At 67.5% G+C, this 24,548-nt stretch carries 16 protein-coding genes; 9 read left to right on the forward strand and 7 right to left on the reverse strand.

The genetic code is table 11. From position 1 onward, the window contains the following. Nucleotides 1–271 precede the first annotated feature (271 nt). A complete protein-coding gene (gene rpoC, locus VNN10_14275; protein ID HXH23188.1) occupies nucleotides 272–4,678 on the reverse strand; it encodes a DNA-directed RNA polymerase subunit beta' in 4,407 nt (1,468 codons plus the stop codon). 116 nt (nucleotides 4,679–4,794) lie between these two features. After that, a complete protein-coding gene (locus VNN10_14280; GenBank protein HXH23189.1) occupies nucleotides 4,795–8,535 on the reverse strand; it encodes a DNA-directed RNA polymerase subunit beta in 3,741 nt (1,246 codons plus the stop codon). A gap of 627 nt (nucleotides 8,536–9,162) precedes the next feature. Here VNN10_14280 and VNN10_14285 point away from each other — a divergent pair. Beyond that, nucleotides 9,163–10,425, forward strand: coding sequence for an acyl-CoA dehydrogenase family protein (locus VNN10_14285; GenBank protein ID HXH23190.1), 1,263 nt, complete (start codon nucleotides 9,163–9,165; stop codon nucleotides 10,423–10,425). Between the two features lie 144 nt (nucleotides 10,426–10,569). Here VNN10_14285 and tsaD read toward each other — a convergent pair whose 3' ends face one another. The 5 genes from tsaD to larA form a co-directional block, all read right to left on the reverse strand. Next, entirely contained in the window at nucleotides 10,570–11,544 is a 975-nt protein-coding gene (gene tsaD / locus VNN10_14290) for a tRNA (adenosine(37)-N6)-threonylcarbamoyltransferase complex transferase subunit TsaD (GenBank protein ID HXH23191.1), read from the reverse strand. Nucleotides 11,545–11,634: 90 nt separating this feature from the next. After that, nucleotides 11,635–13,671, reverse strand: coding sequence for a hypothetical protein (locus VNN10_14295; protein ID HXH23192.1), 2,037 nt, complete (start codon nucleotides 13,669–13,671; stop codon nucleotides 11,635–11,637). Nucleotides 13,672–13,829: 158 nt separating this feature from the next. Further along, nucleotides 13,830–15,101 carry an LCP family protein gene (locus VNN10_14300; protein ID HXH23193.1) on the reverse strand — a complete coding sequence of 424 codons (1,272 nt, stop codon included), beginning with the start codon at nucleotides 15,099–15,101 and terminating at the stop codon, nucleotides 13,830–13,832. Between the two features lie 337 nt (nucleotides 15,102–15,438). Continuing rightward, on the reverse strand, nucleotides 15,439–15,921 hold the full coding sequence (gene moaC, locus VNN10_14305) for a cyclic pyranopterin monophosphate synthase MoaC (GenBank protein HXH23194.1): 483 nt from the start codon (nucleotides 15,919–15,921) through the stop codon (nucleotides 15,439–15,441). 67 nt (nucleotides 15,922–15,988) lie between these two features. Continuing rightward, nucleotides 15,989–17,257, reverse strand: a complete 1,269-nt coding sequence (gene larA, locus VNN10_14310; protein ID HXH23195.1) for a nickel-dependent lactate racemase — start codon at nucleotides 17,255–17,257, stop codon at nucleotides 15,989–15,991. 171 nt (nucleotides 17,258–17,428) lie between these two features. On the opposite strand from larA, the gene VNN10_14315 reads away from it, so the two are divergent. From VNN10_14315 to VNN10_14350, 8 genes are all read left to right on the forward strand, one after another. Then, the gene (locus tag VNN10_14315) at nucleotides 17,429–18,613 is read left to right on the forward strand and encodes a YibE/F family protein (GenBank protein ID HXH23196.1); all 1,185 of its coding nucleotides are present in this window, start codon (nucleotides 17,429–17,431) and stop codon (nucleotides 18,611–18,613) included. A 134-nt stretch (nucleotides 18,614–18,747) separates the two neighbouring features. Continuing rightward, the gene (locus VNN10_14320) at nucleotides 18,748–19,563 is read left to right on the forward strand and encodes an SDR family NAD(P)-dependent oxidoreductase (protein ID HXH23197.1); all 816 of its coding nucleotides are present in this window, start codon (nucleotides 18,748–18,750) and stop codon (nucleotides 19,561–19,563) included. 10 nt (nucleotides 19,564–19,573) lie between these two features. Continuing rightward, on the forward strand, nucleotides 19,574–20,401 hold the full coding sequence (locus VNN10_14325; protein ID HXH23198.1) for an SDR family NAD(P)-dependent oxidoreductase: 828 nt from the start codon (nucleotides 19,574–19,576) through the stop codon (nucleotides 20,399–20,401). A gap of 26 nt (nucleotides 20,402–20,427) precedes the next feature. Continuing rightward, entirely contained in the window at nucleotides 20,428–21,195 is a 768-nt protein-coding gene (locus VNN10_14330; protein ID HXH23199.1) for a HipA family kinase, read from the forward strand. Beyond that, nucleotides 21,179–21,601, forward strand: coding sequence for a DUF3037 domain-containing protein (locus tag VNN10_14335; protein ID HXH23200.1), 423 nt, complete (start codon nucleotides 21,179–21,181; stop codon nucleotides 21,599–21,601). Before VNN10_14330 ends, VNN10_14335 begins: the two co-directional genes overlap by 17 nt. Nucleotides 21,602–21,839: 238 nt before the next feature. Next, a complete protein-coding gene (locus tag VNN10_14340) occupies nucleotides 21,840–22,967 on the forward strand; it encodes an acyl-CoA dehydrogenase family protein (protein HXH23201.1) in 1,128 nt (375 codons plus the stop codon). Nucleotides 22,968–23,117: 150 nt separating this feature from the next. Next, nucleotides 23,118–23,924 carry an enoyl-CoA hydratase-related protein gene (locus VNN10_14345; protein HXH23202.1) on the forward strand — a complete coding sequence of 269 codons (807 nt, stop codon included), beginning with the start codon at nucleotides 23,118–23,120 and terminating at the stop codon, nucleotides 23,922–23,924. A 103-nt stretch (nucleotides 23,925–24,027) separates the two neighbouring features. Next, nucleotides 24,028–24,548: glycosyltransferase family 39 protein (locus VNN10_14350; protein HXH23203.1), on the forward strand; the 521-nt coding region annotated here is incomplete at its 3' end.

Here is a 24,548-nt window from a genome sequence, read left to right on the forward strand (position 1 = left end):
GATGCCACCGGAGGAGCGGCGAGACCGCTTCCAGAGGCTTAGGTCCGCAATCCTCAACCATGACCTTCGCGACTGGTTTGCGGCCCTGCTCGACGACATCGACCGGCACGCGCCCGTCCCGGCGTCCACGGCAGCTTAGCCGGCCCGTCTGATACCCAGAGGCTCGCGGCGACCGGCCGGCGCCGGCTTGTCCTCCGCCGAGCGGCCGAGACGTATGACAAAGGGCCGGGCGATGTCGCCCGGCCCTTTGTTTCCTTCTACTGTCGCGGTCCTACCGCTCTTCCTCGCGGTCGTCGGCGGCCGCGTCAGGGTCCGCCACGAAGGCGGAAGAGGCCGGCTTCGGCTCGTCGAGATCGTCATCGGCGTCGAGGTCGAGATCGTCGAGGTCTTCCTCCTCGAGGTCTTCGAGTTCGAAGTCTCCTTCACCCTCCTCGCCCTCTTCGAGCAGCCGTCGCGGTGCGCCCGCCTCCACCACCGGCCGCGGCGGCACGGTGATCGGCGCGCGCGCCGGGATCAGCTTGCCGATGATCACGTTCTCCTTGAGGCCGAGCAGGTGGTCGGTCATGCCGGAGATCGCCGCCTCGGTCAGCACCCGCGTCGTCTCCTGGAAGGAGGCCGCGGCGAGGAAGCTGCTGGTCGAGAGCGAAGCCTTGGTGACGCCGAGCAGCCGCGGCTGAGCCGTCGCCGGCTCGCCGCCCTGCGACAGGACGTTGCTGTTGGCGGCATCGTACTCGAAGCGGTCGACCAGTTCGCCTGGGAGCAGCGTCGTGTCGCCGGGAGAGTCGATCTGCACCTTGCGCAACATCTGGCGGACGATGACCTCAAGGTGCTTGTCGTTGATGTTGACGCCCTGGGAGCGGTAGACCTTCTGGACTTCCTCCACAAGGTACAACTGGGTAGCCTCCGGGCCCTCGATGCGGAGGATGTCCGTCGGGTCCTTCGGACCATCGGTCAGCTGCTCGCCGGCCTTGACCACGTCGCCGGCCTCGACGCGGATGCGCGCAGCGGCGGGTACCGTGTACTCCCGCTCCTCGCGCTCCTCGTACAGGATCGACACGCGGTTGCTGCTGTCGATGGTGACCCGTCCCGGCAGCCTGGCCACGACTTGCGTCGCCGGTAGGTCGGAGCCCTCACCGCCGGAGCGGGCGAGCACGGCGCCCGCCTCCACCTGCTGGCCCTCGCTGACCAGCAGCTCCGCGCCCGCCGGCAGGTCGTAGCGGTCCGCATACAGCTCGCTGGAGACGACGCGTACGCGCCGGGTCTCGCCCTCGCGCAGGATCTCCACCACGCCGTCGATCTCCGTAATGATGGCCTTGTTCTTGGGTACGCGCGCCTCGAACAGCTCCTGGACGCGGGGCAGACCGGTGGTGATCTCGCCGCCGGCCATGTAGACGCCGCCCGTGTGGAAGGTGCGCATCGTAAGCTGCGTACCGGGCTCGCCAATGGACTGCGCGGCGATGATACCCACGGCCTCGTTCAAGCCGATGCGCTCGCCGCGCGCCGGGTTGCGGCCATAGCACATGCAGCAGACGCCGCGCGGGAGTCCGCAGGTGAGCGGCGAGCGGACGTGGATCTTCGAGTAGCCGGCAGCGATGAGCCTGTCGGCGATCTCGAGGTCGATTTCCTGGTTGCGCTCGACGATCACCTCGCCCGTCTCCGGGTGGGCCATGGTCGACGCCGCATAGCGGCCCACGACGCGCTCCTGGAGCGACTCCAGGACGCTGCGGTCCTGCGGTTCGCCGATCCACACCCCGTTCAGGGTCTCGCAATCCTCGGCCAGCGTGATGACGTCCTGGGCAACGTCGATCAGGCGGCGGGTGAGGTAACCCGAGTCCGCCGTCCGCAGCGCCGTGTCGGCCAGGCCTTTGCGGGCGCCGTGCGTAGAGATGAAGTATTCGAGCACCGAGAGGCCCTCGCGGAAATTGCCGCGGATCGGGAGGTCGATGATGCGGCCGGAGGGGTCGGACATGAGGCCGCGCATGCCTGCCATCTGGCGGATCTGCGCGATGTTACCCTTCGCGCCCGAGGTGGCCATGAGGAAGACCGAGCCGTACTCCGGCAGGTGCTTCTGGATCTCGCTGGTCAGCTCCTCGGTCGCGCGGTTCCAGACGTCGACGCGCGCGTCGTATCGCTCCTGGTCCGTGATCAGGCCCATCTGGTACTGCTCGTCTATGCTGTGGATTTCCTGCTCCGCCTTCTCCAGGATGGCGGCCTTCTCCGCCGGCACCTTGATCTCACTCACGGAGATCGTGACGCCGGAGCGAGTGGCGAACTTGAAGCCGATGTCCTTCAGCTTGTCCACGATCTCCGACGTGCCGTCCATACCCAGCACGCGGTAGCAGTCCTGCACCACGCGCTTGAGGGCCTTGCTGTCCATCGTCTCGTTGCGGAAGCCAATCTCCTCCGGCAGCGCCTCGTTGAACAGGATGCGGCCTACCGTCGTCTCGATCAGCTCGCCGTCCGTGCGGCGGTCCCGCACCTTGATGCGCGCCTGGAGGTCGAGCACGCCGAGCTCGTAGGCGAGGATGGCCTCCTGGAAGCTGCCGTACAGGCCCTCGACGATGCGGTTCCCGTTGGAGCCGCTCTCGCGGTACTCCCCCTTGCGGGGCGACTCCGTCTCCATGTGAGTCAGGTAGTAGCAGCCGAGCACGATGTCCAGCCGCGGCGCCACCATAGGGTCGCCCGAGGAGGGGCTGAGGAGGTTCTTGGTGGAGAGCATGACCTGCCGCGCCTCGGCCACGGCCTCGCGGGCCAGCGGCACGTGCACGGCCATCTGGTCGCCGTCGAAGTCGGCGTTGAAGGCGGCGCAGACCAGCGGGTGGATCTGGATGGCGCTGCCTTCGACCAGCACCGGCTCGAAGGCCTGGATGCCCAGGCGATGCAGGGTCGGGGCGCGGTTCAGGAGGACCGGGCGTGTCTTGATGACGTCGTCCAGCACGTCCCAGACCTCGGGTCGGGCGCGCTCGACAATTCGTTTCGCACTCTTGATGTTGTGCGCCAGGCCGCGGTCGACCAGAGCGTGCATCACGAAGGGCTTGAACAGCTCGAGCGCCATGCGCTTCGGCAGGCCGCACTGGTGCAGCTTCAGCTCGGGGCCGACGACGATCACCGAGCGGCCGGAGTAGTCCACGCGCTTGCCGAGCAGGTTCTGGCGGAAGCGTCCCTGCTTGCCCTTGAGCATGTCCGAGAGGCTCTTCAGCTTGTGGTTGCCCGTGCCGGAGACAGCACGTCCGCGGCGGCCGTTGTCGATCAGGGAGTCGACAGCCTCCTGAAGCATGCGCTTCTCGTTGCGGATGATGATCTCGGGCGCGCCAAGCTCCAGCAGCCTCTTCAGGCGGTTGTTGCGGTTGATCACGCGCCGGTAAAGGTCGTTCAGGTCGCTGGTCGCGAAGCGTCCGCCGTCGAGCTGCACCATCGGACGCAGGTCAGGCGGGAGCACCGGCAGGACGGTCAGGATCATCCACGTCGGCTTGTTCCCGGACTTGCGCAGCGCCTCGACAACTCGCAGGCGCTTGGTGGCCTTCTTGCGCTTCTGGCCCGAAGTCGACTGCATCTCGACCTGGAGCTTCGCGCGCAGCTTGTCCAGGTCGACGCGGTTCAGGATGGCCAGCAGAGCGTCGGCGCCCATGGCGGCGGAGAACACGGTGCCGAATTTCTCGTTCAGCCGCTTGTAGTCGGCGTCAGTGAGGAGCCGGACTGTATCGGTCGTAGCGGGGTCGCGCAGCGACTCCAGTTCCTTGAAGTCGTCCTGGAACTGCATGCGGACGGCGGCCCGCTCTTCCTCGATCTTCTTGCGCAGGGGCTCCGTCTCCGAGGCCGCCTTCGCCATCTCGGTCTCGATGGCCGCGCTGGCCATCAGTTCGACGTCGTTGCGGCGGCGGACGAAGTCCTCCTCCAGGGCAGCGAGCTTCTCTTGCACCAGGGTCCGGAAGGCCTCGACGTGGCTCTCGGCCACGACTTCGTTCGCCGGCACCACCTGTGAGCCTTCGAACTCGATGGCCTTTTTCTGCAGCGTGCCCACGCTCTTGGAGAGCGCCTGCTCCTGGTCCTGCGCCGCCTTCATCAGGCGGTCGATGGCCTGCGTCTTCTCTTCCTCGAGGGCTTGCAGCTCCTCCTCACGGCGCGCCTTCAGCGTGGCGATGGCTTCGTCGCGGTTGGTCTCGATGGTCGTGAGGAGGTCGATGAGGTCCTTCTCGCGGCGGGCCGTCTCCGCATCCATCTCCTGGCGCAGGTGCTCGAGCGCGCGCTTCTTCGCCGCCTCGTCTACGTGGGTGATGATGTACTGGGCAAAGTAGAGGACGCGCTCCAGGCTGCGCGGCGAGATGTCCAGCAGCAGGCCCAGGCGGCTGGGGGTGCCCTTCACGAACCAGATATGCGCGACCGGCGAGGCAAGCTCGATGTGCCCCATGCGCTCGCGGCGCACCTTGCTGCGGGCGACCTCTACGCCGCACTTGTCGCAGACGATGCCCTTGTAGCGGACGCGCTTGTACTTACCGCAGTAGCACTCGAAGTCCTTGGTCGGCCCGAAGATCTTCTCGCAGAAGAGGCCGTCCTTTTCTGGCTTGAGCGTGCGGTAGTTGATGGTTTCCGGCTTCGTTACCTCCCCGTAGGACCAGGACCTGATCTGCTCCGGCGAGGCCAGAGAGATCCGGACGGCGTTGAAGTCGTTGACTTCCAGCAATTCCCTTTACTCCTTCGTCCTGATTCCGTTGCAAGCAGGAGGATCGTGGCGGTGGTCGGGTGTCGGCGGGTTCCGGCCTCGGACCACAAAGGCCACTCCCCGGGTGTCTCGCCCTAGATCGGCTCGCGCTCCTCGGACTCGAAGCCCGTGAGGTTGATGCCGAGCTGCGGCGCTTCCTCGCCGCCCTCCTCCACGAAGGCGACCTCTTCTTCGTTCTCGTTCAGCACCTCCACGGCCAGGCCCAGGCTCTGCAGTTCTTTGACGAGCACCTTGAAGGACTCCGGAATGCCCGGCTCGAGCACGTCCTCGCCCTTCACGATGGCCTCGTAGGTCTTCACCCGGCCCACGACATCGTCCGACTTCACCGTGAGCAGCTCCTGCAGAGTGTGTGCCGCGCCGTAGGCCTCCAGCGCCCAGACCTCCATTTCGCCAAAGCGCTGGCCGCCCATCTGCGCCTTGCCCCCGAGCGGCTGCTGGGTAATGAGCGAGTAGGGGCCCGTTGACCGGGCGTGGATCTTCTCCTCCACCAGGTGGATCAACTTCAGCATGTAAATCTGACCGACGGTGACCGGTTGGTCGAAGGGCTCGCCGGTCCGGCCGTCGTAGAGCGTCTGCTTGCCGTAGACGGGCGGCGCGATGCGGCGCGTCGTCGCGATGTCTTCGGCCAGGCGCTCGAGGTCGGCCAGAGTCGCCTTGCGCGGCAGCTTTTCGCCCACCTCCTGCAGCCAGAGCTCCAGGCAGGCGCGCTTTGCCTCGCCGCGCACGCTCGAGTCGAACACCTTGCGGAAGTCGTAGCCCTTCTCCTTGAGCCACTTCTCGAGTGTCTCGGTGTCGACGTTCTCGCCCCACGTGACGCCATTCCCGGCGTTGATGCCGGGCTTGATGGCGCCCGCCTGCATCGCCAGCCAGGCCCGGGCGAGCTCGTCCTCGATGTCGTGGTCGCGCGCCCCGTCGAAGACCGGCGTGATGGCGCGGAAGCCAAGTACAGAAGCTGCCCAGCCGAGGTGGGTCTCCAGTACCTGGCCGACGTTCATGCGGCTGGGAACGCCGATTGGGTTGAGGATGATGTCGATCGGCGTGCCGTCCGCGAGGTAGGGCATGTCCTCCACCGGCAGGATGCGGGCGATGACACCCTTGTTCCCGTGGCGTCCGGCCATCTTGTCTCCGACCGAGATCTTGCGCTTCTGGGCGATGGACACTCGCACGAGCTGGTTCACGCCGGCGGGAAGCTCATCGTGGTCTTCTCGCTTGAAGACGCGCACGTCGATTACCTTGCCGTGCTGGCCGTGGGGCACGCGCAGGGACGTGTCCTTAACCTCGCGCGCCTTCTCGCCGAAGATCGCGCGCAGTAGCTTCTCCTCTGCCGTCAGCTCCGTCTCGCCCTTCGGCGTGATCTTGCCGACGAGGATGTCGCCCGCCTGGACCTCGGCGCCGATGCGGATGATCCCGTTCTCATCGAGGTCGCGCAGCGACTCGTCGCCGACGTTCGGGATGTCGCGCGTTATCTCCTCGGGGCCGAGCTTGGTGTCGCGCGCCTCGACCTCGTGCTTCTCGATGTGGATCGAGCTGAATTTGTCATCGCGGACCAGGGCCTCGGAGATGATGATCGCGTCCTCGAAGTTGTAGCCCTCCCAGCTCATGAAGGCGCAGAGGACGCTGTGCCCGAGCGCCAACTCGCCCTCGTCCGTGGAGGAGCTGTCGATGAGCGGCGTGCCTGCCGTGACCCGCTGGCCACGCCTTACCTGCGGCCGCTGGTTCAGACACGTGGCCGCGTTCGAGCGCACGAACTTCATCACCGGGTACGACACCTCGCGGCCGTCGTCGTAGCGGACGACTACGGAGCGGGCCGTGGCGCTGATGACTTCGCCGTCACCCTCCGCGACCACTACCTGGCCGGAGTCGATCGCGACCTGGCGCTCGGTGCCGGTCGCGACCAGCGGTCGCTCCGGCCGCAGCAGGGGCACTGCCTGGCGCTGCATGTTCGAGCCCATGAGGGCACGGGGCGCGTCGTCGTGCTCCAGGAAGGGAATAAGAGACGTTGCCGTGCTCAGGATCTGCTTCGGCGACACGTCCATGAAGTCCACATTCTCCGGCGGGTCGGTCTCGAAGCGCTCGCCTCGCCGTACCTCCACTTCGTCGCCGAGGATGTGGCCCTTCTCGTCGAGGGGTGTGTTCGCCTGGGCGATGACGTACTGCTCTTCGTCGTCGGCCGCAAGGTAGATGATCTCGTTGGAGGCGTATGGCCGCACCTTGATGTGCTTCGCGCCCAGCGGCTTCAGCTCCTTCGCGATCTCGGGCGTGATCTCCTGGCCCGCTTCGACCACCACCTTGTTCTTCACGGACACCGCTTCGCGGGCGGTCCTGCCGACCAGCTCCGGGGAGTCCGCCCGGAGCTCACGCACGACCCGCCGGTAGGGCGTCTCGATGAACCCGTACTCGTTTATGACGGCGTATGAGGCCAGGGAGACGATGAGGCCGATGTTCGGGCCTTCAGGTGTCTCGATGGGACAGATGCGCCCGTAGTGGCTGTGGTGCACGTCACGGACGTCGAAGCCCGCGTGGTCGCGGGAGAGACCCCCCGGGCCTAGAGCGGAAAGCTTGCGCTTGTGCGTCAGTTCCGCCAGCGGGTTCGTTTGGTCCATGAACTGGGATAGCTGGCTGCCACCGAAGAACTCCTTCATGGCGGCCACGACGGGGCGAATGTTGATCAGCGCGCTCGGGGTCGCTTCCTCGGCGTCGGTGATCGTCATGCGCTCGCGCACTACGCGCTCCATCCGCAGGAGGCCGATGCGGAACTGGTTCTGGATCAGCTCGCCGACGGCGCGGACGCGCCGGTTGCCGAGGTGGTCGATCTCGTCTGTCTTCCCTTCCCCGTTGTTGAGGCGGATCAGTTCCTTGACGATGCCGATGATGTCTTCGACCGTCAGGACCCGGGAGAGGGCTTCGACCTGCCGCCGCTCGTCGTCCGAAAGGTCATCGAGCGACTTCCCGAACTTGTCGCGCGCCAGGCGGGACTTCGTGTCCAGGCCGAGGCGGCGGTCGATCTTGAAGCGCCCGACGCGGAGCAGGTCGTAACGCCGGGGGTTGAAGAAAAGGGAGTCGACCAGGTTGCGGGCGTTCTCCAGAGTCGGGGGGTCGCCGGGGCGCATACGCTTGTAGAAGTCCTCGAGCGCGCGGTTCCGGGTGCCCGTCTTGACCTCCGGCGACTCCTTGTCGATGGTCGTGGCGATGTAGCGGTGGTCCGGGTTGGTGTCGACGTCCTCGAACCAGGAGAGGATGCGCTCCGCCGTGCCAAGCTCCGAGTCACGCATGCCCTCGACCTTGTCGATCGCGCGCAGCAGCGTGGTCACCGGGATCTTGCGCTTGCGGTCGACCTTGACGGAGATGACGTCGCGGTTGGAAGTCTCGAACTCGAGCCAGGCGCCGCGGTTCGGGATGACCTTTGCGAAGGCGAGGTTGCGCCCGGAGGTCGGGTCCTTCTCGCGCGTGAAGTACACGCCCGGAGAGCGGACGAGCTGGGATACCACCACGCGCTCGGCGCCGTTGATGATGAAGGTGCCGGTGGGCGTCATGAGCGGGAAGTCGCCCATGAAGAGCTGCTGCTCCTTGACCTCTCCGGTCTCCTTCACCAGTAGCTCGACGGAGACGCGCAGGGGCACGGCGTAGGTGGCGTCGCGGTCGCGGCACTCGCGCTCGCTGTACTTCGGCTCGCCGAACTCGTAGTCGCCGAAGCGCAGCTCCATCTTGGAGCCGGTGAAGTCCTGGATGGGCGAGATCTCGTCGAAGAGCTCGCGCAGGCCTTCCTTGATGAACCAGTTGTAGGAATCGAGCTGAACCTTGATCAGGTTCGGCATGTCGAGGACTTGGGGGATCTTCGCGTAAGACTTCTCGGACGAAGGCAGGACCTCGCCGAGGCGAACAACATCCCGAGTCACAACCATAGTTTGGCCGCTCCTTGAATGGTGGCTGAACGCGTTACTGCTGAAGGACAGACTGAGCTAGAGAAAGACTCGCCTCTTCCCGCGCCAAATGGGCCTGATTGAAAAATGGGCAGCAAAGGGGAAGGTATCTAGCCAGGATGATGGTAGTATCGCAGTCCGGCGCCGGCGTGTCAACCTAAAACTCTACCACAGGCTGTCAATACGTGGCGCTGCCAAACGGCAGGTCGCCATGCAGCGGCCATTCCTCTTTGCCACACCCTCGGAAGGCACACAGGGCGCGTCGACACGGCGGCGCCGCCTCGTGCCATCGCGCAGGCAGCCCGTACGGCGGCCGAGCCCGCCTCCAGGCGCGGCCGGGGAGCCGCCAAGGGGACTCCAAAGGCGCCGCGAGGCTGACGGGCTGCGTTTACGTCGGTGAATGTGTAGAGCGGCCGCGGGGAAAGTCAAGCAGCAAACATTGACGTTCACGTCAAGGAATCCGTATACTCAAAACTGCCGAAACTGCTGAAAACTTACATCGCCGAAAGGAATACGCAGGAAATGAGACTCACAGACTCTCCCGAAGAGGCAGCCTGGCGTAAGACGGTCCGCGATTTCCTGGAGAAGGAGCTGCCTGAGGCCCTGCGACCCGACCGGAACCCGAACGCCTCCCCCTTTGCCGGAATGGGCGGCGAGGGAGCCGGCCCAGAAGTGCGCGGCCGGCCGGAAGCGCGCGCCGGTGGCGCCGGTTTCCAGCTCGCCGCCGGGCCGTTGGGCGAGTGGCGCCAGAAGCTGGCGGCCCGGGGCTGGATCGCCCCGGCCTGGCCCAAGGAGTACGGTGGCGCCGGCCTGACCACGATGGAGCAGTTCATCCTCAATGAGGAGTTCGCGGAAATGCGCGCTCCCCAGCTCGGCGGCATGGGCGTGTCCATGGCCGGGCCAACGATCATCGTCCACGGCACCGAGGAACAGAAGGCGGAGCACCTCCCGAAGATCCTGCGCGGCGAGACCCAGTGGTGCCAGGGCTTCTCCGAGCCCGGGGCCGGCTCGGACCTTGCCTCGCTCCAGACTCGCGCCGTCAAGGACGGCGACGACTTCGTGATCAACGGCTCCAAGATCTGGACCTCTGGCGCGCAGTTCGCGAACTGGATGTTCATGCTCGCCCGCACCGACCCCGATGCGCCGAAGCACCGCGGCATTACCTACTTCCTCGTGGACATGAAGACCCCCGGGATCACCGTCCAGCCCCTGGTCACGATGGCAGGCACCGCGGTCTTCAACCAGGTCTTCTTCGACAACGTGCGCGTCCCGGCTAAGAACGTCGTCGGCGAGGTCAACCGCGGCTGGTATGTCGGCACTACGACCCTGGACTTCGAGCGCTCCGGTATCGGGTCGGCGGTCGGGACACGCCAGAACGTCGAGCGCATGATCAAGTGGGCGAAGGAGAACGTCGGCGGCCAGAGCATGCTCGACCGCAACCCGCTGGTGCGGCTGGAGCTCGCCGACAGGCTCATCGAGGCGCATGTCGCCAAGATGCTCTCCTACCGGGTCGTGCACATGCAGAACGTGGGCATGATCCCCAACCACGAGGCTTCGATGGCCAAGCTCTTCTCCTCGGAGCTCGGGCAGCGCATTGCCCGGACCGGGATGAAGATGATCGGCCTGTTCGGCCTTGCCTGGGACCCTCAGTCTCGCTACGCACCCAACCGGGCCCAGTACTCGCGCAGCTACGTAAGCAGCGTCTCCAGCACCATCGCCGGCGGGACGAGCGAGATCCAGCGCAACATCATCGCCCAGCGGGGCCTGGGACTGCCGAGGGACTGATCAGGCATCCAGGCTGGTCGGCTGCCGGCCGCAAGAGACCGGAACAGGAGAGGCCCGGGGACGACCCGGGCCTCTCCGCACAGTCAGGAGTGCGGCACCCTGGTGCCGCTCTCGGCAGCTGATTGGAGCGGCGCGCCCGGGTGCTTACGCTATCGGCCAGTTCGCGCGCACGTCGAGGTCGAGGCCCGCGCGGGCGCTTTCGGCGCGGTAGAAGGCGGCGGCGGCGATCATGGCGCCGTTGTCGGTACAGAGTGATATCGGCGGAGCCCAGACAGGCACCGGCGACTTTTCGGCCAGGGTCGCGCGTAGTGGCCCATTAGCGGCCACGCCGCCGGACAGGAGTACGCAGGCGGCGCCGTGCTCCCTGACGGCGCGCACGGTCTTCGTGACGAGCACGTCGACTACCGACTCCTGGAAGCCGGCCGCGATCTCCGGCACCGGATATTTCGCCTCCGCTGCGAGCCGGCCCACGGCGGTCTTGAGGCCGCTGAAGCTGAAATCGCAACTTTCCCCGAGCCAGGCGCGGGGCAGCTTAGGGGGCTTCGACTTCGCCTCGCGCGCGGTGCGTTCGATGGCGGGGCCGCCGGGAAAGCCCAGGCCGAGGACCCGGGCCGCCTTGTCGAAAGCCTCGCCGGCGGCGTCGTCGCGCGTGCGGCCGAGGAGGGTGTATTCGCCGTGGCCCCGCGCAAGCACGAGTTCACTGTGGCCGCCGGAGACGATAAGCACGACGGCAGGGAATTCAGGCGTCCGGTCCAGGAGCCAGTTCGCGTAGATGTGCCCTTCTAGGTGGTTGATGCTGAGCAGCGGCTTGTCCCAGGCGAACGCCAGGCCCTTTGCCACGTTGAGACCGACGAGCAGGGCTCCGGCCAGGCCAGGTCCCGAAGTGACGGCGATGGCGTCCAGGTCACGCGGCTCGCAGCCCGCCTCTTTGAGCGCCGCCGTCACCACCGGGAGCATCGCCTCGAGGTGATGCCGGGAGGCGACCTCCGGCACGACCCCGCCGTAGCGGGCATGCACCGCCGCCTGGGAGGCGACCACGTTCGCCCGTAGCTGTCTCCCCTCTGCGACGACGCCCGCCGCCGTCTCGTCGCACGACGTCTCGATGCCAAGTATGAGCATGAGTAAAGAGTACAGGGGTAGGGTCCATGGTGCAGCTTGATGCTGCCTGCACCGAGCGCCGGAAGCGGAGGCCAGAGTCGAAGGGCGCCCTCACCGCACCAGCGGCGCCGTGAGTAACTCGTCTCCGACCACGACGTACAGCTGGCCAGCCGCCGGGTCGATGGCCATCGCCCGGAGGTCAGTGATGGAGTTGCTGACAAGCTGGCGGCGGAAGACGCCTTCGCGGTCGGCGATCACGACACGCTTGTTGCCGGCATCGGCGATGTACAACTCGTCCGATGCCGCCGTGGCATAGAGGCCGGAGGGGGCCTGCAGCGGTCTGTCAATGCCCGAGAGGCTCAGGGTAGCGTCAACGCCGTTGCGGAACCGCCTTACCTTCCCCTCGCGCGTGAGGATGAAGATGTCCGTTTGCACGGCCAGCCCGACCGCGCTGCTGATGTTGACGCGGCTTCCCAGCAGGCCAGTCGGCTCGCTGTCGAAGCCGTTCGCAGCCGGCAGGTAGCGGTGGATCTGGTTGCCCTTGGGGTCGAGGACGTAAAGGTTGCCGTCATAGGCCGCGAGGTCGCTCACCGATGCCCAACTGGCGCTGCGCCGAAGGGCAAGGCTCTGGACGACGCCCGGGCGCACCTCGAAGAGGCGCCGGTCGGAGTCGAGCACCAGGAGCCGGCTCCCGGCCGCGTCCCAGACCATGAACTGCGGCCGCCGGGCCTGGACTCCGCCGTACGTCTGGCCCTCCTCCAGCAGCACCGCTGGCGGCCCCGGCGTAGCGACCGGGACCATGATCACCCTGCGGCCTCGGGTGTCCAGCAGGTAGGCGTTTCCGCCCGCCACTACGGCGCGGTCGATCGCTACCTCGCCCGTGACCTGGCGGCCGAGGATAGTGACGCTCTGCATCTGCCCGAGGTCGAAGACGTTGTCCATGGCCGTGAGTGCCGCGCCGGCCTGCTGCCGCAACTCCGCCGCCGTAACGTTACCCGGCTCTATCCGCAGCGCCTCCGCCGTGAGGCGCCGCGTCTCCTCGAGCAGGGCGCGCCGGCGTCCCGGGTCGGACTCGCGGTCCAGGAAGGAATACGTGGTCAGCGCGCGGTCGATGAGCGTCGAGGCCTGCACCTGGCGGTTCTCATGAATGAGGTCAGGCACGGCAAAGGCGGCGACGAACAGGGCCACGGCCACCGCGGCCGAGATCGCTGCCAGCCGCGAGGGCGGCATGTTCAGCCGAAGGCCGCGCGGCGAGCCGGTGGTGCGCGGATAGTCGACCCTGCCGGAGAACTGGTCGTTTCGCAGCCGGACCACAGGCCGCGAAATGTCGAGCGGCCTGGGCATCGAGAGCGCTGGCCCCCTGTCCTCCCGCTCCTCCGGGCGACCCTCGAAGCTCAAGACGGGCTCGTCCGGCCTCTCCGTCGCCGATGTGGCGCCTGATGCCGGCGCCGTGGCCGGCGCGGCCGCGGAAGCGCCTTCCCCAGCGCCTTCATCCTGCGCCCCTTCGAGACACGTGATGGCGTAAAGGGCGAAGTTCGGCAGTCCGCGCGCCCGCAGATACAGCTCGGGCAGGGCGATGTCGGTGCCGCGCTCGATAAGCTGGTCGAGGGCCTCGACGTCCATGAGCGTGTCTATCGCTGTCGAGGCGGCGATCACGACGTCACCGGGCTCCATCTCGATGCGCCGCAGCTCCGGCTCGAGCACGCCTTCCCCGAGCGCGACAGAGCCGGCATCTTCGGGGACCAGGCGAGTGAGCGCCCCGCGGCGCCGGACGAAGACGAGCGTCGGGCCCGCCTGCGCCAGATAGACCGTGGAGCCTCGGACGACAGCGGCCGTCACGCCGACGGCGACGTGCTCCTTCGCGATGCTGCGACGGTTCCAGTCCAGCAGGACCTGGTTCGTGGAGCGAAGGGCGCGCAGGAGACCGCCGGTCAGGGAGAGGCTGTCCTTCAGGAACTCGCGTCCGATGGCCTCGAGCGTCTGGGCCGCGAATTCCTCCGCCTTTGGACCGGCGGGTTCGGCGAGCAGGTGCAGGTCGACCTCCGGCTCATCGAGGCGGCGGCGCGGGAAAGTGCGGAGACGGCCGCCCTCCTCCGTGACCTGCCCATGGTCGACCACGAACCTGGCCACCCAGGTCTGAAAAGGCATAGTCTCGGGTTGTACGCTCCATCGGATGCTCGGCCGCGAGGGGGTTGCTTGGGACGCGGCCGGCCGCAGGCATTATACAAGCCCCCGGACCGCGCGCCGGGACAGGTGAGAGCCGGGCGAACGCAGGAAGGACGGTGGCGGGTCAGCCTCCGCGCGGCCTAGTTACCGGCGACGGCGCTTACGTCCACCTTCGCGTCCGTGCCGAGGATCACGACGATGTCGGCGTTCGGCACAGTCCGCAGCGCCGCATCGGCCGGAGTAGCGGGCCGCACGCTTGTCTTCTTGAGGTCGAGACGTGAGGCGATCCAGCCCGCGGTGTACGTCTTGCCCGTGAAGTCGATGATCTCGGTCCGGGTGTAAGTGGGCTGGGCGGCGTTCGTGGCTGTCAGCGCCTTCTCCGGGAGGTCGCCGCGGTTCGAGCTCAGGAAGCGCACGACCGTCTGGGCGAAGCCCTGGCGGTCCGTGCCGTTCTGGATTTCCACCACTGCGCTCTCCTGTTCGAGGTAGGCGTTGGAGTAGAGCGCTTTCACGATCTGCTCGATGCCGGCCTCCGACGGCAGGAGGACCGCCGCGCCATCCGGGGTCGTGTAGCCCACCGTGGCGGGGCCGAGCGAGAGGAACGCGAGGTCATCCGGGTCCATACCGGCGGCGAGCCTGGCGAAGCCCGGGATCTGGAGGTCGCTGATGTCGGTCTTGATCGTGTTCTTGTAGCTCTTCCAGAGGCTCACCATGTTCTGCGGCTCCGCAAGCAGGTGCAGTTGGGAAGCCTTTTCGAGCACGGCGAGCATGATGCGCTGCTGGCGCGTGATGCGGTCCCGGTCGTCGGAGTTGCGGCGGGTGCGGGCGTAACACAGGGCGTCGCTGCCGTTCATGTGGTGAACGCCGACGCTGAAGACGCACGGGTAGAAGTCACCCAGGCGCTCGGTCTCGGAGTAGAAGGGGTCGTTCACCGCTGTGGGGACGTCGACATCGATGCCGCCCAGCCCGTCGATGACCTTTTTGAAGCCCTCGAAGTCGATGATGACGTAGTAGTGAATCTTGATCTTTAGCAGCCGTTCGACCGTCGCCTTGGCCAGGCCCGGGCCGCCGCCCGGATACCCCATGGTCTCGCCGTAGACCAGCACGGTGTTGATCCGCTCCTTGAACGTCCCACCGCTCTTCGTCGGGATGTCGACCCAGAGGTCGCGGGGCATAGCCAGCCCGCGCGAGGTCTTCGTCGTGGGGTCGATGGTCATCACGAACATGGTGTCGGAGCGGGTGAGGGTACTGCCCTCGATCGGCCGCCGGTCCAGGCCCATCACGAGGATGTTGATGCGGCTGCCGCCGATCTCCGTCGCGTCGCCTGCTTTGTCGATGCCCGGGAGCCGCGCCAGCCCGCCGAGGTTTATCTCGCCGTCGGGGAAGAAGATCTGGTCGACCTGCGTCGCCACGACCAGGGCTGTATAGAATGCGCCGGCGGCGAGCACGAGGATGCCGAAGAGGAAAAGGAACTGGCTTCGGAGACTTGGACGCGAGCTTCTGCGGCGGGGAGAAGGCCGGGACGGCGGCCCTGACGCGTTGGACATCGCACTCACGCTATCGGACGGCGCGAAGGGAAGTCAAGGCGATTAGGCGGCTCCCGGAATAACGCTTTGGTGGAGGACGCGCCTGCCGTGCCTAGCGCGCTGGCCCGGGCCGGCACCCATCTCTGGCCCCTGGAGGCCTGGACTAATTACTCCGAGTCAGATGCGCCCCCGACCCTCTTGGCCAGGTATCCGGGGCCGGGAGTTACTCCGCCGCCCAGTCGCCGGACTTGCCGCCTGATTTCGAGAGCAGGCGGACATCCTGAATCCGTATTCCCCGGTCGACGGCCTTGCACATGTCGTAGACGGTGAGCGCGGCCACGCTGACTGCCGTCAATGCCTCCATCTCCACCCCGGTCTTGCCGGTGGTGCGCACGGTGGCCGTAATTTCGATGGCGCTCTCTGGTTCGCGCGGCTCGAGGTCCACGCTGATACCGGTGAGCAGCAGAGGATGGCACATCGGGATCAGTTCGTGGGTCTTCTTCGCCGCCATGATCCCCGCGACCTGCGCCGTGGTCAGGACGTTGCCCTTCGCGATCTCGCCCGACATCAGCAGGCGCAAGGTGGAGGGCTGCATCAGGACGCGGCCAGCCGCCACAGCAACCCGCGCCGTGTCGTCCTTCGCGCCGACGTCCACCATGCGCGCGCGGCCGCTGTCATCGATATGGGAGAGGCGCCCTTCGCTCATGTCTGGATTGTACGCCCCCGCGGGCCGGCGGGGCCTCCGCTGTCTGCCCCGCTCCGCCCTTTCGGGCTCAGGCGATGACAGGGACGGTCAGTTGACCGTGAGGCAGCACCAGCACGGACCCGGGGAGGCCTTGCGAGCGCGCATCCGCGATTAGCCGCGCCAGGGTCTCCGAAGGGTTGGCGCTGTAGCGCAGGTGCGCAGCCTCGGTCGCCTCACGGCTGAGGCGCGAGTGGAGGTAGACGGCTGCCTTGCGCTGCACCATTGCCTGGACCTGCACCTGCCACTGGTCGTGCCTGGGCGCCTCGGCGCCGAGGATGGAGGCCAGCAGCGCCTCCGGGGACTCGCGCCCGGTGAGAAAGCGGACGTAGTCGTCCGAGCCCAGCCCGTCCTCACAGGCGGCGACCAGCAAAATCGAGCCACCCTCGCGGACGGCCTCGGCGGCCACGGACATCCCCTTCACTGACTGGTAGAGGTTCAGGTCCGCCGGATAGCCCATGTTCGTCACGACGACGATGTCGAAGGGTCCCGGGACCGCCACCGTGTGCTGGCGTGCCGCCTGCTCGATGGCTGCATCGTGGGCCTGGCGCCAGTCGCCGGCGAAGGCGCCCGTGATCCGGCGCTCGCTGTCAAGGGTCACATTGAGGAGGAAGTGCGGCGGGCAGAGGCCGGCGATGGCACGCATCTCGTCGAAGACAGGATTGCCGGCTGCCACGCACCAGCGCGCTCGCGGGTGCGAGAGGTTCTCGGCGCCGTGGTTACTCATCACGATCTCGGCGCCCGCGACCCCGGGCATGACGCCCTTGGCGCCGCCGGAGTAGCCGGCGAACAGGTGCGGCTCCACGAAGCCCGTAACGATGCGCAAGTCAGCCTCGACATACGTCCGGCAGAGCTCGACCGGCGCGCCTCGCGCGCTCCTGCCGACTTCGACGAGCGTCTCCCGGCGACGGGCTTCGTGCTGGACGATGCGGTAGCTTTCCGCCAGGTCTCCGAGCATCTCGCGCAGTTCGGCTTCGGTGTTTGGCCGGTGCAGGCCCGTCCCGTTGAGGATCGTGATGCCGGCGTCCGGGATGCCGGAGGCGTTCAACTCTTCGATCAGCGCTGGCAGCAGCAACCTGTTCGGAACCGGCCGAGTGACGTCGCTTATGACGATCGCCGCAGAGCCGGCTCCTCGCGCCAGGTCGCGTAGCGGGGGGCCGAAGGTGGGCGAGCGCAGCAGCTCGCGCACGGCCCCCTCGGGGTCGGCGAGCGGCGGCACGGCCCTGGGGCGCAGCACGGTGGCAGTGTCCGGCACCTCTACCTCGACCTGGGAGCGCCCGAACGGCAATGGGACGCGCATGGCCGCACCAGAATAGCCCACCAGCGCCAACGACGAGCGCTCGCCCCGGAGGCTCGAGTACGCAAAGCGGCCCGATGGCCTCGCTTGCATGAGCGCTACCGGCCGAAGCGGAGGTGACGCCGGGCGCTGCGTTTCTCGACACCACGTGAGTCCGGCGCTAGGCTGCCCTCGGTGTCCAGGCCCAGCCTCCTTGCCCGCTTCTCCGCCGCCGGAGTGTCGGTGTCCCTCGGCATGTACACGCTCATCGCCGCGGGCATGCTCGCCCTCCTGGTGCTCATACCAGCCGTGGCCTTCGAGACGCCGGAAGTCGCGGGGAGAGAGCAGACGCGCAAGGCGACGGTCCGGCGCGTGCTCGAGGAGCGTCTGCAGGCCGGGCCAAGAGGTACAGAGACCTATCAGCGCCTTGAGCTCGACCTGGATGGCGAGCCTATCCTCATCGAGCGCTCGTTCTTGCCACGGGACGCGCTCGCGATCAAGCCCGGGCCTGGCGACCGGGTGCTTGTCAGCAGGGTGGACGGGCCGGGAGGCCCTGCCTACTTCATCGAGGACTACGTGCGGGAAGGCGGCCTCTGGTGGCTGGCCCTGGCCTTCGGGGCGCTGGTGCTGGTGATCGGGCGCCGGCAGGGGCTGGCGGCGCTCTTCGGCATGGCGATTAGCCTGGCGGTAATCCTGCGCTTCATCATCCCTGGCATCGTCGCGGGTCACGACCCGGTGATCATCTCTGTCGCCGGCGCGGGCGCGATCATGGCCTCGAGTCTCTACATCGCCCACGGGATGAACAGGAAGACCACGACCGCTCTGTTGGGCACAATGCTTGGCCTTGCCATCACGGCCATCCTTGCCCGGTTCAGCATCGAGCTCGTCGCGCTGACCGGCCTCGCAGACGAAGAGTCGGCAACGCTGAACATCATCACCGAGGGCGGGATAAACCCGGAGGGCCTCCTCCTCGCCGGCATCATCATCGGCGCCCTGGGTGTGCTGGACGACGTCACGATCGCCCAGGCCTCTTCGGTCTATGAGATCCGCGCCGCCAACCCCCTGCTCCCGGCCGCCGAGCTCTATCGAAGAGCGATGAACATCGGCCGGGACCACATCGCCTCCACCGTGAACACGCTATTCCTCGCCTACGCTGGCGCGGCGCTGCCGCTTCTGATCATCCTCTCGCTTCAGGCGGAGCCGGCGGGCGTGCTCCTGAACCGCGAGTTCCTGGCGACGGAGATCGCGCGCACCCTGGTCGGCAGCATCGGCATACTGGCTGCCGTGCCCCTAACGACGGCCCTGGCCGCTCTGGCGGCCCGCGCCGGACGGGCGGCAGGTGGCGGCACGGCGCGCGCTACTTCCCTGGCGGCGGACTGACGGCCGGCGTCTCGCGGGGTCTTGCCGGATGGCCTCGGCGGCCAGCTCAGCCGCCGCCTTCGTGACGGCGGTGGTATGATCCCGGCGCCCCGCTAAGCCAAGTGTTGCGCCGGCAGGCGCCTGAGGAGCCAGCCTTGTACAGGGAAAGGTTCAGACTCGATGGCAAGGTCGCGATCGTGACCGGCGGCGGCCGCGGCCTGGGCAAGCAGATGGCGTTGGCGCTAGCCAAGCACGGCGCCGCTGTCGTCGTCGCCGCGCGCACGCAGGCGCAAATCGACGACGTCGCAAAAGAGATCCGCGACCTCGGAGCCAAGTCACTGGCCGTGGCCACCGACATCACGGACCGGAGAGCCTGCTTCGCCCTGATCGACGCCGCGGTCAAGGAGTTCGGGCGGCTGGACGTGATGATGAACAACGCCGGCATCGGTGACCGCCGCCCTGGGCCGCAGGACTTCCTCGACTACCCCTTCGAGAACTGGCTCTACACCTTCGATGTGAACCTCAACGGCACCTACCACTGCACCCAGGCCGCGGGCAAGGTAATGGTGGAGCAGGGGCAGGGCGGCTCCATAATCAACACCTCTTCCGGGACAGCCTTGCGCGGCAACCGCGGCAACGGCGCCTACGGGGCGGCCAAGGCCGCGGTCATCGCCCTGACGAAGACGACCGCGATCAACCTGGCCGAATACCGGATCCGCGCGAATGCAATCGTGCCCGGCTTCGTCGCCCAGAGTCCGCCGCGCAGCCAGGAAGAGCACGACCAGCGCCTTGCCCGAGGCCGCTACATGCCGGTCAGGCGCCTGGGCGAGGCCTGGGAGCTGGGCGCGCTCGCCGTCTACCTGGCGTCGGACGCTTCCAGCTACGTCACCGGGCAGGAGTTCATCATCGACGGCGGCGGACTTGCCGGCGGCTACGCGACGACCGGCTTCGCGCCCGTGGTCGGCGCCTGAGGAGGCAGACGTGACGAACTTCTGGAGCGACGCAAAGCTTGGTCCCGAGGCCTTCGACTTCAGCGGCCGCAACGTGCTCGTCATGGGCGCCGGCTGGAGTGTCGGCAGGGAGGTCGCGCGCGCATTCGCCGAGGCCGGGGCGGACGTCGCCGTGACGACGGCGAGCATGGATGGCGATGAGGTGATGGCCGTCCGCCGGCTCTCGAAAGAGATCGCCGGCATGGGCCGCCGCAGCGCGGAGTACGGCGTCGACATGGCCATCGGCACCAACGTCCAGGTGACAATCCGCCAGATTACGAAGGAGTTCGGCGACATCGACGTCCTCGTCACCGCGCCCGACATGGTTCTCCACAAGCCCGCCGACAAGACGACCGACGCCGACTGGGCGCGCGTCATCGCCGTCAACCTAGGCGGTGTCTTCTACGCCTGTCGCGGCGTCGGCAAGGAAATGCTCTCGCGCGAGTTGCCGCCGGGCCGCGAGCGAAACCGCGGCCGCATCATCTGCATCGCTTCGGCGCTCGGCATCCGCGGCCTCGCGAACACGGCGGCCTACGGGGCCGCGAAGGCGGGCGTCCACAGCCTCGTGCGCTCGCTGGCCCAGGAGTGGGGTGACAGGGCGATAACCGTGAACGGCATCGCGCCTGCCTGGCTGGAAGACACGCCGGGCCTGGGCGACCCTACGCCCGAAGTCAACCAGTTGGTGCGCTACATCCCTTACCGCCGTCCCGGCCGCGCCGATGAGGTAGCGCCTCTGGCGCTCTGGCTCGCTTCCGACGCCTCGGGCTACGTGACCGGCCAGGTCATCGCCGTCGATGGCGGCCTCCTCTGCCATCTCTAGCGCGGCGACGGGCGAGGACGAGTCGCTTGGGGCTCCCGCGCTACGCCGCGACGCGCTACGTGCTGCCCCTGCGCGAGGGTGGCTCGCTGCCCGCAATCGTCGATACGGACGAGCCCGGGCAGTTCGTGGTCAAGTTCCGTGGCGCCGGCCAGGGGCCGCGGGCGCTGGTCGCCGAGGTGATAGCGGCCGGACTCGCCCGCGCCTGCGGGCTGCCGGTCCCGGACGCCGCCGTTATCGAGCTGGCTGAGGGCTTCGGTTTGAGCGAGCCGGACCCGGAGATCCAGGACCTTCTCCGCGCCAGCGTCGGCCTCAACTTCGGCCTGCGCTACGTCCCCGGCGCGCTCGCCTTCGACCCCATAGTCGACGGCCCCCTGGTCGATGACCTGTTCGCGAGCGCCATCGTATGGTTCGACGCCCTGATCATGAACGTCGACCGCACACCCCGGAACCCGAACCTGCTCGTGGAAGACGGCCGCGTCTGGCTGATCGACCACGGTGCATCCCTCTACTTCCACCACCAGCCGGGGGACTGGCGGGCGCGCGCCGCCGACCGCTTCCCGCTGATCCGGGAGCACATCCTCCTCCCGCAAGCGACACGCTTGCTGGAGATCGATGAGGCCCTGCGGCCCAGGCTGACGGCGACGGCGCTGGCAGCCGTCCTGGCATCGGTGCCGGACGAGTGGCTGGGCCCGGGACCGGAGCGGGACCGGGCGGCATACGCCGGGTTCTTCTCGGACCGGCTCGAGAGGGAGAGAGGCTGGCTGGAGGAGGCGCTGCGTGCCAGGGAAGGCTGAATCCGCGCCCGCCGGCGACCACTGGTACGACTACGCCGTGCTGCGAGTAGTGCCGCACGTGGAGCGCGAGGAGTTCGTGAACGTCGGCGTGATCCTGTTCGCGCGCACATTGCGCTATCTCGGAGTGCGCATCGAGCTGGACGAGGCGCGTTTGCGGGCGCTGTGGCCGTCCCTGGACATCGCCTTCGTGAACGAGCACCTGCGGAGCTACGAGGCGGTCGTCGCTGGCGAAGCCGGCGCAGGCCCGATCGCGGCCCTGAGCCAGTCGGAGCGCTTTCACTGGCTGACATCGCCCCGGAGCACCATCATCCAGACATCCCCTGTGCATGTCGGGCGTTGCTCGGACCCGGAACGCGCGGTCGAGGAGCTAATGGACGAGCTGGTGCGGCCGCCGAAGCCGGCCTAGCAGGCCCGTGACGGGCGGATAATAAGGGACCGCGGTCCGCCTCCAGAGCTGCGGCTGCAGGCCCACAAGGCCCTTCCCTTTACGTTTACGTTCGCCTATGATCTCGAACGGTGTTCCCGGTCCGACGGGGCAGGTTCGCGCCGGGCGCCGTCACCCCGCCTCCGTCCGTAGTCGCAAAGCGCTGCGCGCGGCAGCGGCGGGTTGTCTCGCGATGCAAGTCACGTAGGAGGACTGTGGAATGGACCTGGGACTCAGCGAAGAACAGGAAATGCTGCGAAATGTGGCGAGGGACTTCCTCGAGAAGGAGTGTCCCGAGCAGCACGTCCGGGACATGGAAGAGGATGAGAAGGGCTACTCGCCTGAGCTCTGGAAGAAGATGGCGGAGCAGGGCTGGCAGGGCCTGATCATCCCCGAGGCCTATGGCGGCGCCGGCTTCGGCTTCATGGACCTGATCATCCTCATCGAGGAGTTCGGTCGGGCTCTCGTCCCGGGTCCCTTCATCCCCACCACCGTCGCGGCCATCGCCCTCCTCGAGGCCGGCAACGAAGAGCAGAAGAAGCAGTGGCTGCCGCGCATCGCCTCCGGCGAGCAGATCTGGACGCTTGCCTTCACGGAGCCCTCGGCCCGCTTCGACGCCGAGGGCGTGCAGTTGACCGCCAGGAAGGAAGGCAACGAGTACGTCCTCAACGGCACCAAGCTCTTCGTCCGAGACAGCCACGTTGCCGACAACATGGTGGTCGTCGCCCGCACCGGCGGTAGCGGCGAAGACGGCATCTCGCTGTTCGTGGTGGACGCCAAGGCGCCAGGCGTGACCCACACTCTCCTGCGCACTATCGCCTCCGACAAGCAGACCGAGATCAAGTTCGAGAACGTGCGCGTCCCGGCCGCGAACCTCCTCGGCGAGGAGGGCAAAGCCTGGCCCGTGTTCAAGAAGATCGCCAACAAGGCGACCGTCATCGAGTGCGCCTACCTGGTCGGACTGGCCCAGCAGGACTTCGAGATCACGATCAACTACGCGAAGGAGCGTGTGCAGTTCGGCCGGCCGATCGGCTCGTTCCAGGCTATCCAGCACAAGGCCGCCGACATGGTCACGGACGTCGACGGCTCCCGCTACATCATGTACAAGGCAGCCTGGGCAGTCGCCGAGGACGAGCCTGACGCGGACGAGCAGGTCCACATGGCTAAGGCATGGATCAGCGAGGCAAGCCGCCGCGTGGTCGCCCACGGCCAGCAGATCCACGGTGGTATCGGCTTCACCAAGGACTACAAGATCCAGCTCTACTTCCGCCGCCAGAAGGCCGCCGAGCTGGCGTGGGGTGACGCGGACTTCCACCGCGAGCTCGTCGCCCAGGGGATGGGGATCTAGCGACTCGGCCTTCGAATTCGGAGGTCAATCGTCAGAGAGGGCCGGACCGGTGTCCGGCCCTCTGTTCTTGCCCAGTGATGAGCCGGCCCTCGTCCGGGCGGTCGACTGGCCGCTGCTATACTCCGGCATACCGCAAGCCGGAGGAGTGATATGAGCGAACCCGACGTGATCCGCGAGCTTACTGATGACGGCGTCCTGGTGCTCACCCTGAACCGGCCGGACACCCTGAACTCACTCGGCGGCACGATGATCCCCGACCTGATCGCCGCCGCCGGCGAGACCAAGACCAACGACCGCATCCGGGCCATCGTCCTCACCGGGAAGGGCAGGGGCTTCTGCTCCGGGGCCACGATCGTTGGCGACAGCACGACCACGATCCAGGGCGATGCACCCTTGTCGCGGCGCTCCAGTACCGTCAACAAGCTCGGCGTCATCACGGACCTGGTCCTTGCCCTGTTCGAGTCGGACGTGCCGGTCATCGGCGCCATCAACGGCTTCGCGGTCGGCGGCGGCTTCGGCCTCGCCCTGTGTTGCGACGTGCGCATCGCTTCGGACCAGGCCCGCATGGGGCCTATTTTCATCAAGCGCGGGCTCTCGCTGGACTGCGGCGCCAGCTTCTGGCTGCCGCGCATCGTGGGGGTGGCCAAGGCATACGAGCTCGCGTACTCGGGGGAGCCGCTCCCTGCCGACGAGCTCCTCAGGCTAGGGCTGGTCAACAAAGTCGTACCCCACGAATCGCTTATGGACGAAGCGATGGCGCTGGCACGGGCGATCGCCTCCGGGCCGGCGATCGCCTACACCTACACGCGCCGCCTGATCGCGCGCTCGCTGGACAACGACATCCGCGCTCAGCTAGAGCTTGAGGCCGGCTTCCAGACTGACGCGCTGGCCTCGCCGGACGGCCGCGAGGGCTTCCGCGCCTTCGCCGAGCGCAGGTCGCCGCAGTTCCTGCGCTGACACCCGCGCCTCCGCTGAGGATCGAAGCCATCAACCGCTCGCGCCGCGGGTCGCGGGCGTCTGACGCCGCTGCGGCGCGCCATCTGGCCTTACAATCGCGGCAATGCGCAACCCTTTGCGCTGGGCTGAGGAGAGGCCGGCAGCGTCCCTTGCCCTGCTGGTCGCGGCGGCCTTCTCGCTCAGGCTCGCCTTTGCTTTCTGGACCGGACCGCTCCCTCCAGTCCTCTCCGACGCCCAGTACTACGACGCCGTGGCGCGCAGCCTGGTCTCCGGCGCCGGTTACAGCGTCGGCATCGACGGCAGCGGTTTTACGCCGGGCGGGTCACCCACCGCCTTTTTCCCACCGGGCTACCCGTTCTTCCTGGCGGGCGTGTACCGTCTCTTCGGCCACAGCCTGGACGCGGCCCGGGTCGCGAACTGCGCCGCCGCGGCGCTGAGCATCGTGCCCGTTTACCTGGCCGGCCATCGCCTCTTCGGCCGGCGCGAAGGCCTGCTCGCGGCTGGCGGGACGGCGGTGAGTCCGTCCCTTGTTTACTGGACGCCGGTCCTCGTCTCCGAGTCGCTCTTCCTTCTGCCGTTCCTGCTCGCGGTCGCCCTCATGCTGGCGGTGGGGCCCGGCGGGGG

The organism is Dehalococcoidia bacterium (assembly GCA_035574915.1).
GTDB lineage: Bacteria > Chloroflexota > Dehalococcoidia > DSTF01 > WHTK01 > DATLYJ01.

Bases quoted from the DNA above. Each gene is read 5' to 3' on its own strand.
- VNN10_14280 (HXH23189.1), bottom strand. From the start codon at position 8,535: ATGCCGAACCTGATCAAGGTTCAGCTCGATTCCTACAACTGGTTCATC.
- tsaD (HXH23191.1), bottom strand. From the start codon at position 11,544: ATGCTCATACTTGGCATCGAGACGTCGTGCGACGAGACGGCGGCGGGC.
- VNN10_14285 (HXH23190.1), top strand. From the start codon at position 9,163: ATGAGACTCACAGACTCTCCCGAAGAGGCAGCCTGGCGTAAGACGGTC.
- VNN10_14345 (HXH23202.1), top strand. From the start codon at position 23,118: ATGAGCGAACCCGACGTGATCCGCGAGCTTACTGATGACGGCGTCCTG.
- moaC (HXH23194.1), bottom strand. From the start codon at position 15,921: ATGAGCGAAGGGCGCCTCTCCCATATCGATGACAGCGGCCGCGCGCGC.
- larA (HXH23195.1), bottom strand. From the start codon at position 17,257: ATGCGCGTCCCATTGCCGTTCGGGCGCTCCCAGGTCGAGGTAGAGGTG.
- VNN10_14340 (HXH23201.1), top strand. From the start codon at position 21,840: ATGGACCTGGGACTCAGCGAAGAACAGGAAATGCTGCGAAATGTGGCG.
- VNN10_14295 (HXH23192.1), bottom strand. From the start codon at position 13,671: ATGCCTTTTCAGACCTGGGTGGCCAGGTTCGTGGTCGACCATGGGCAG.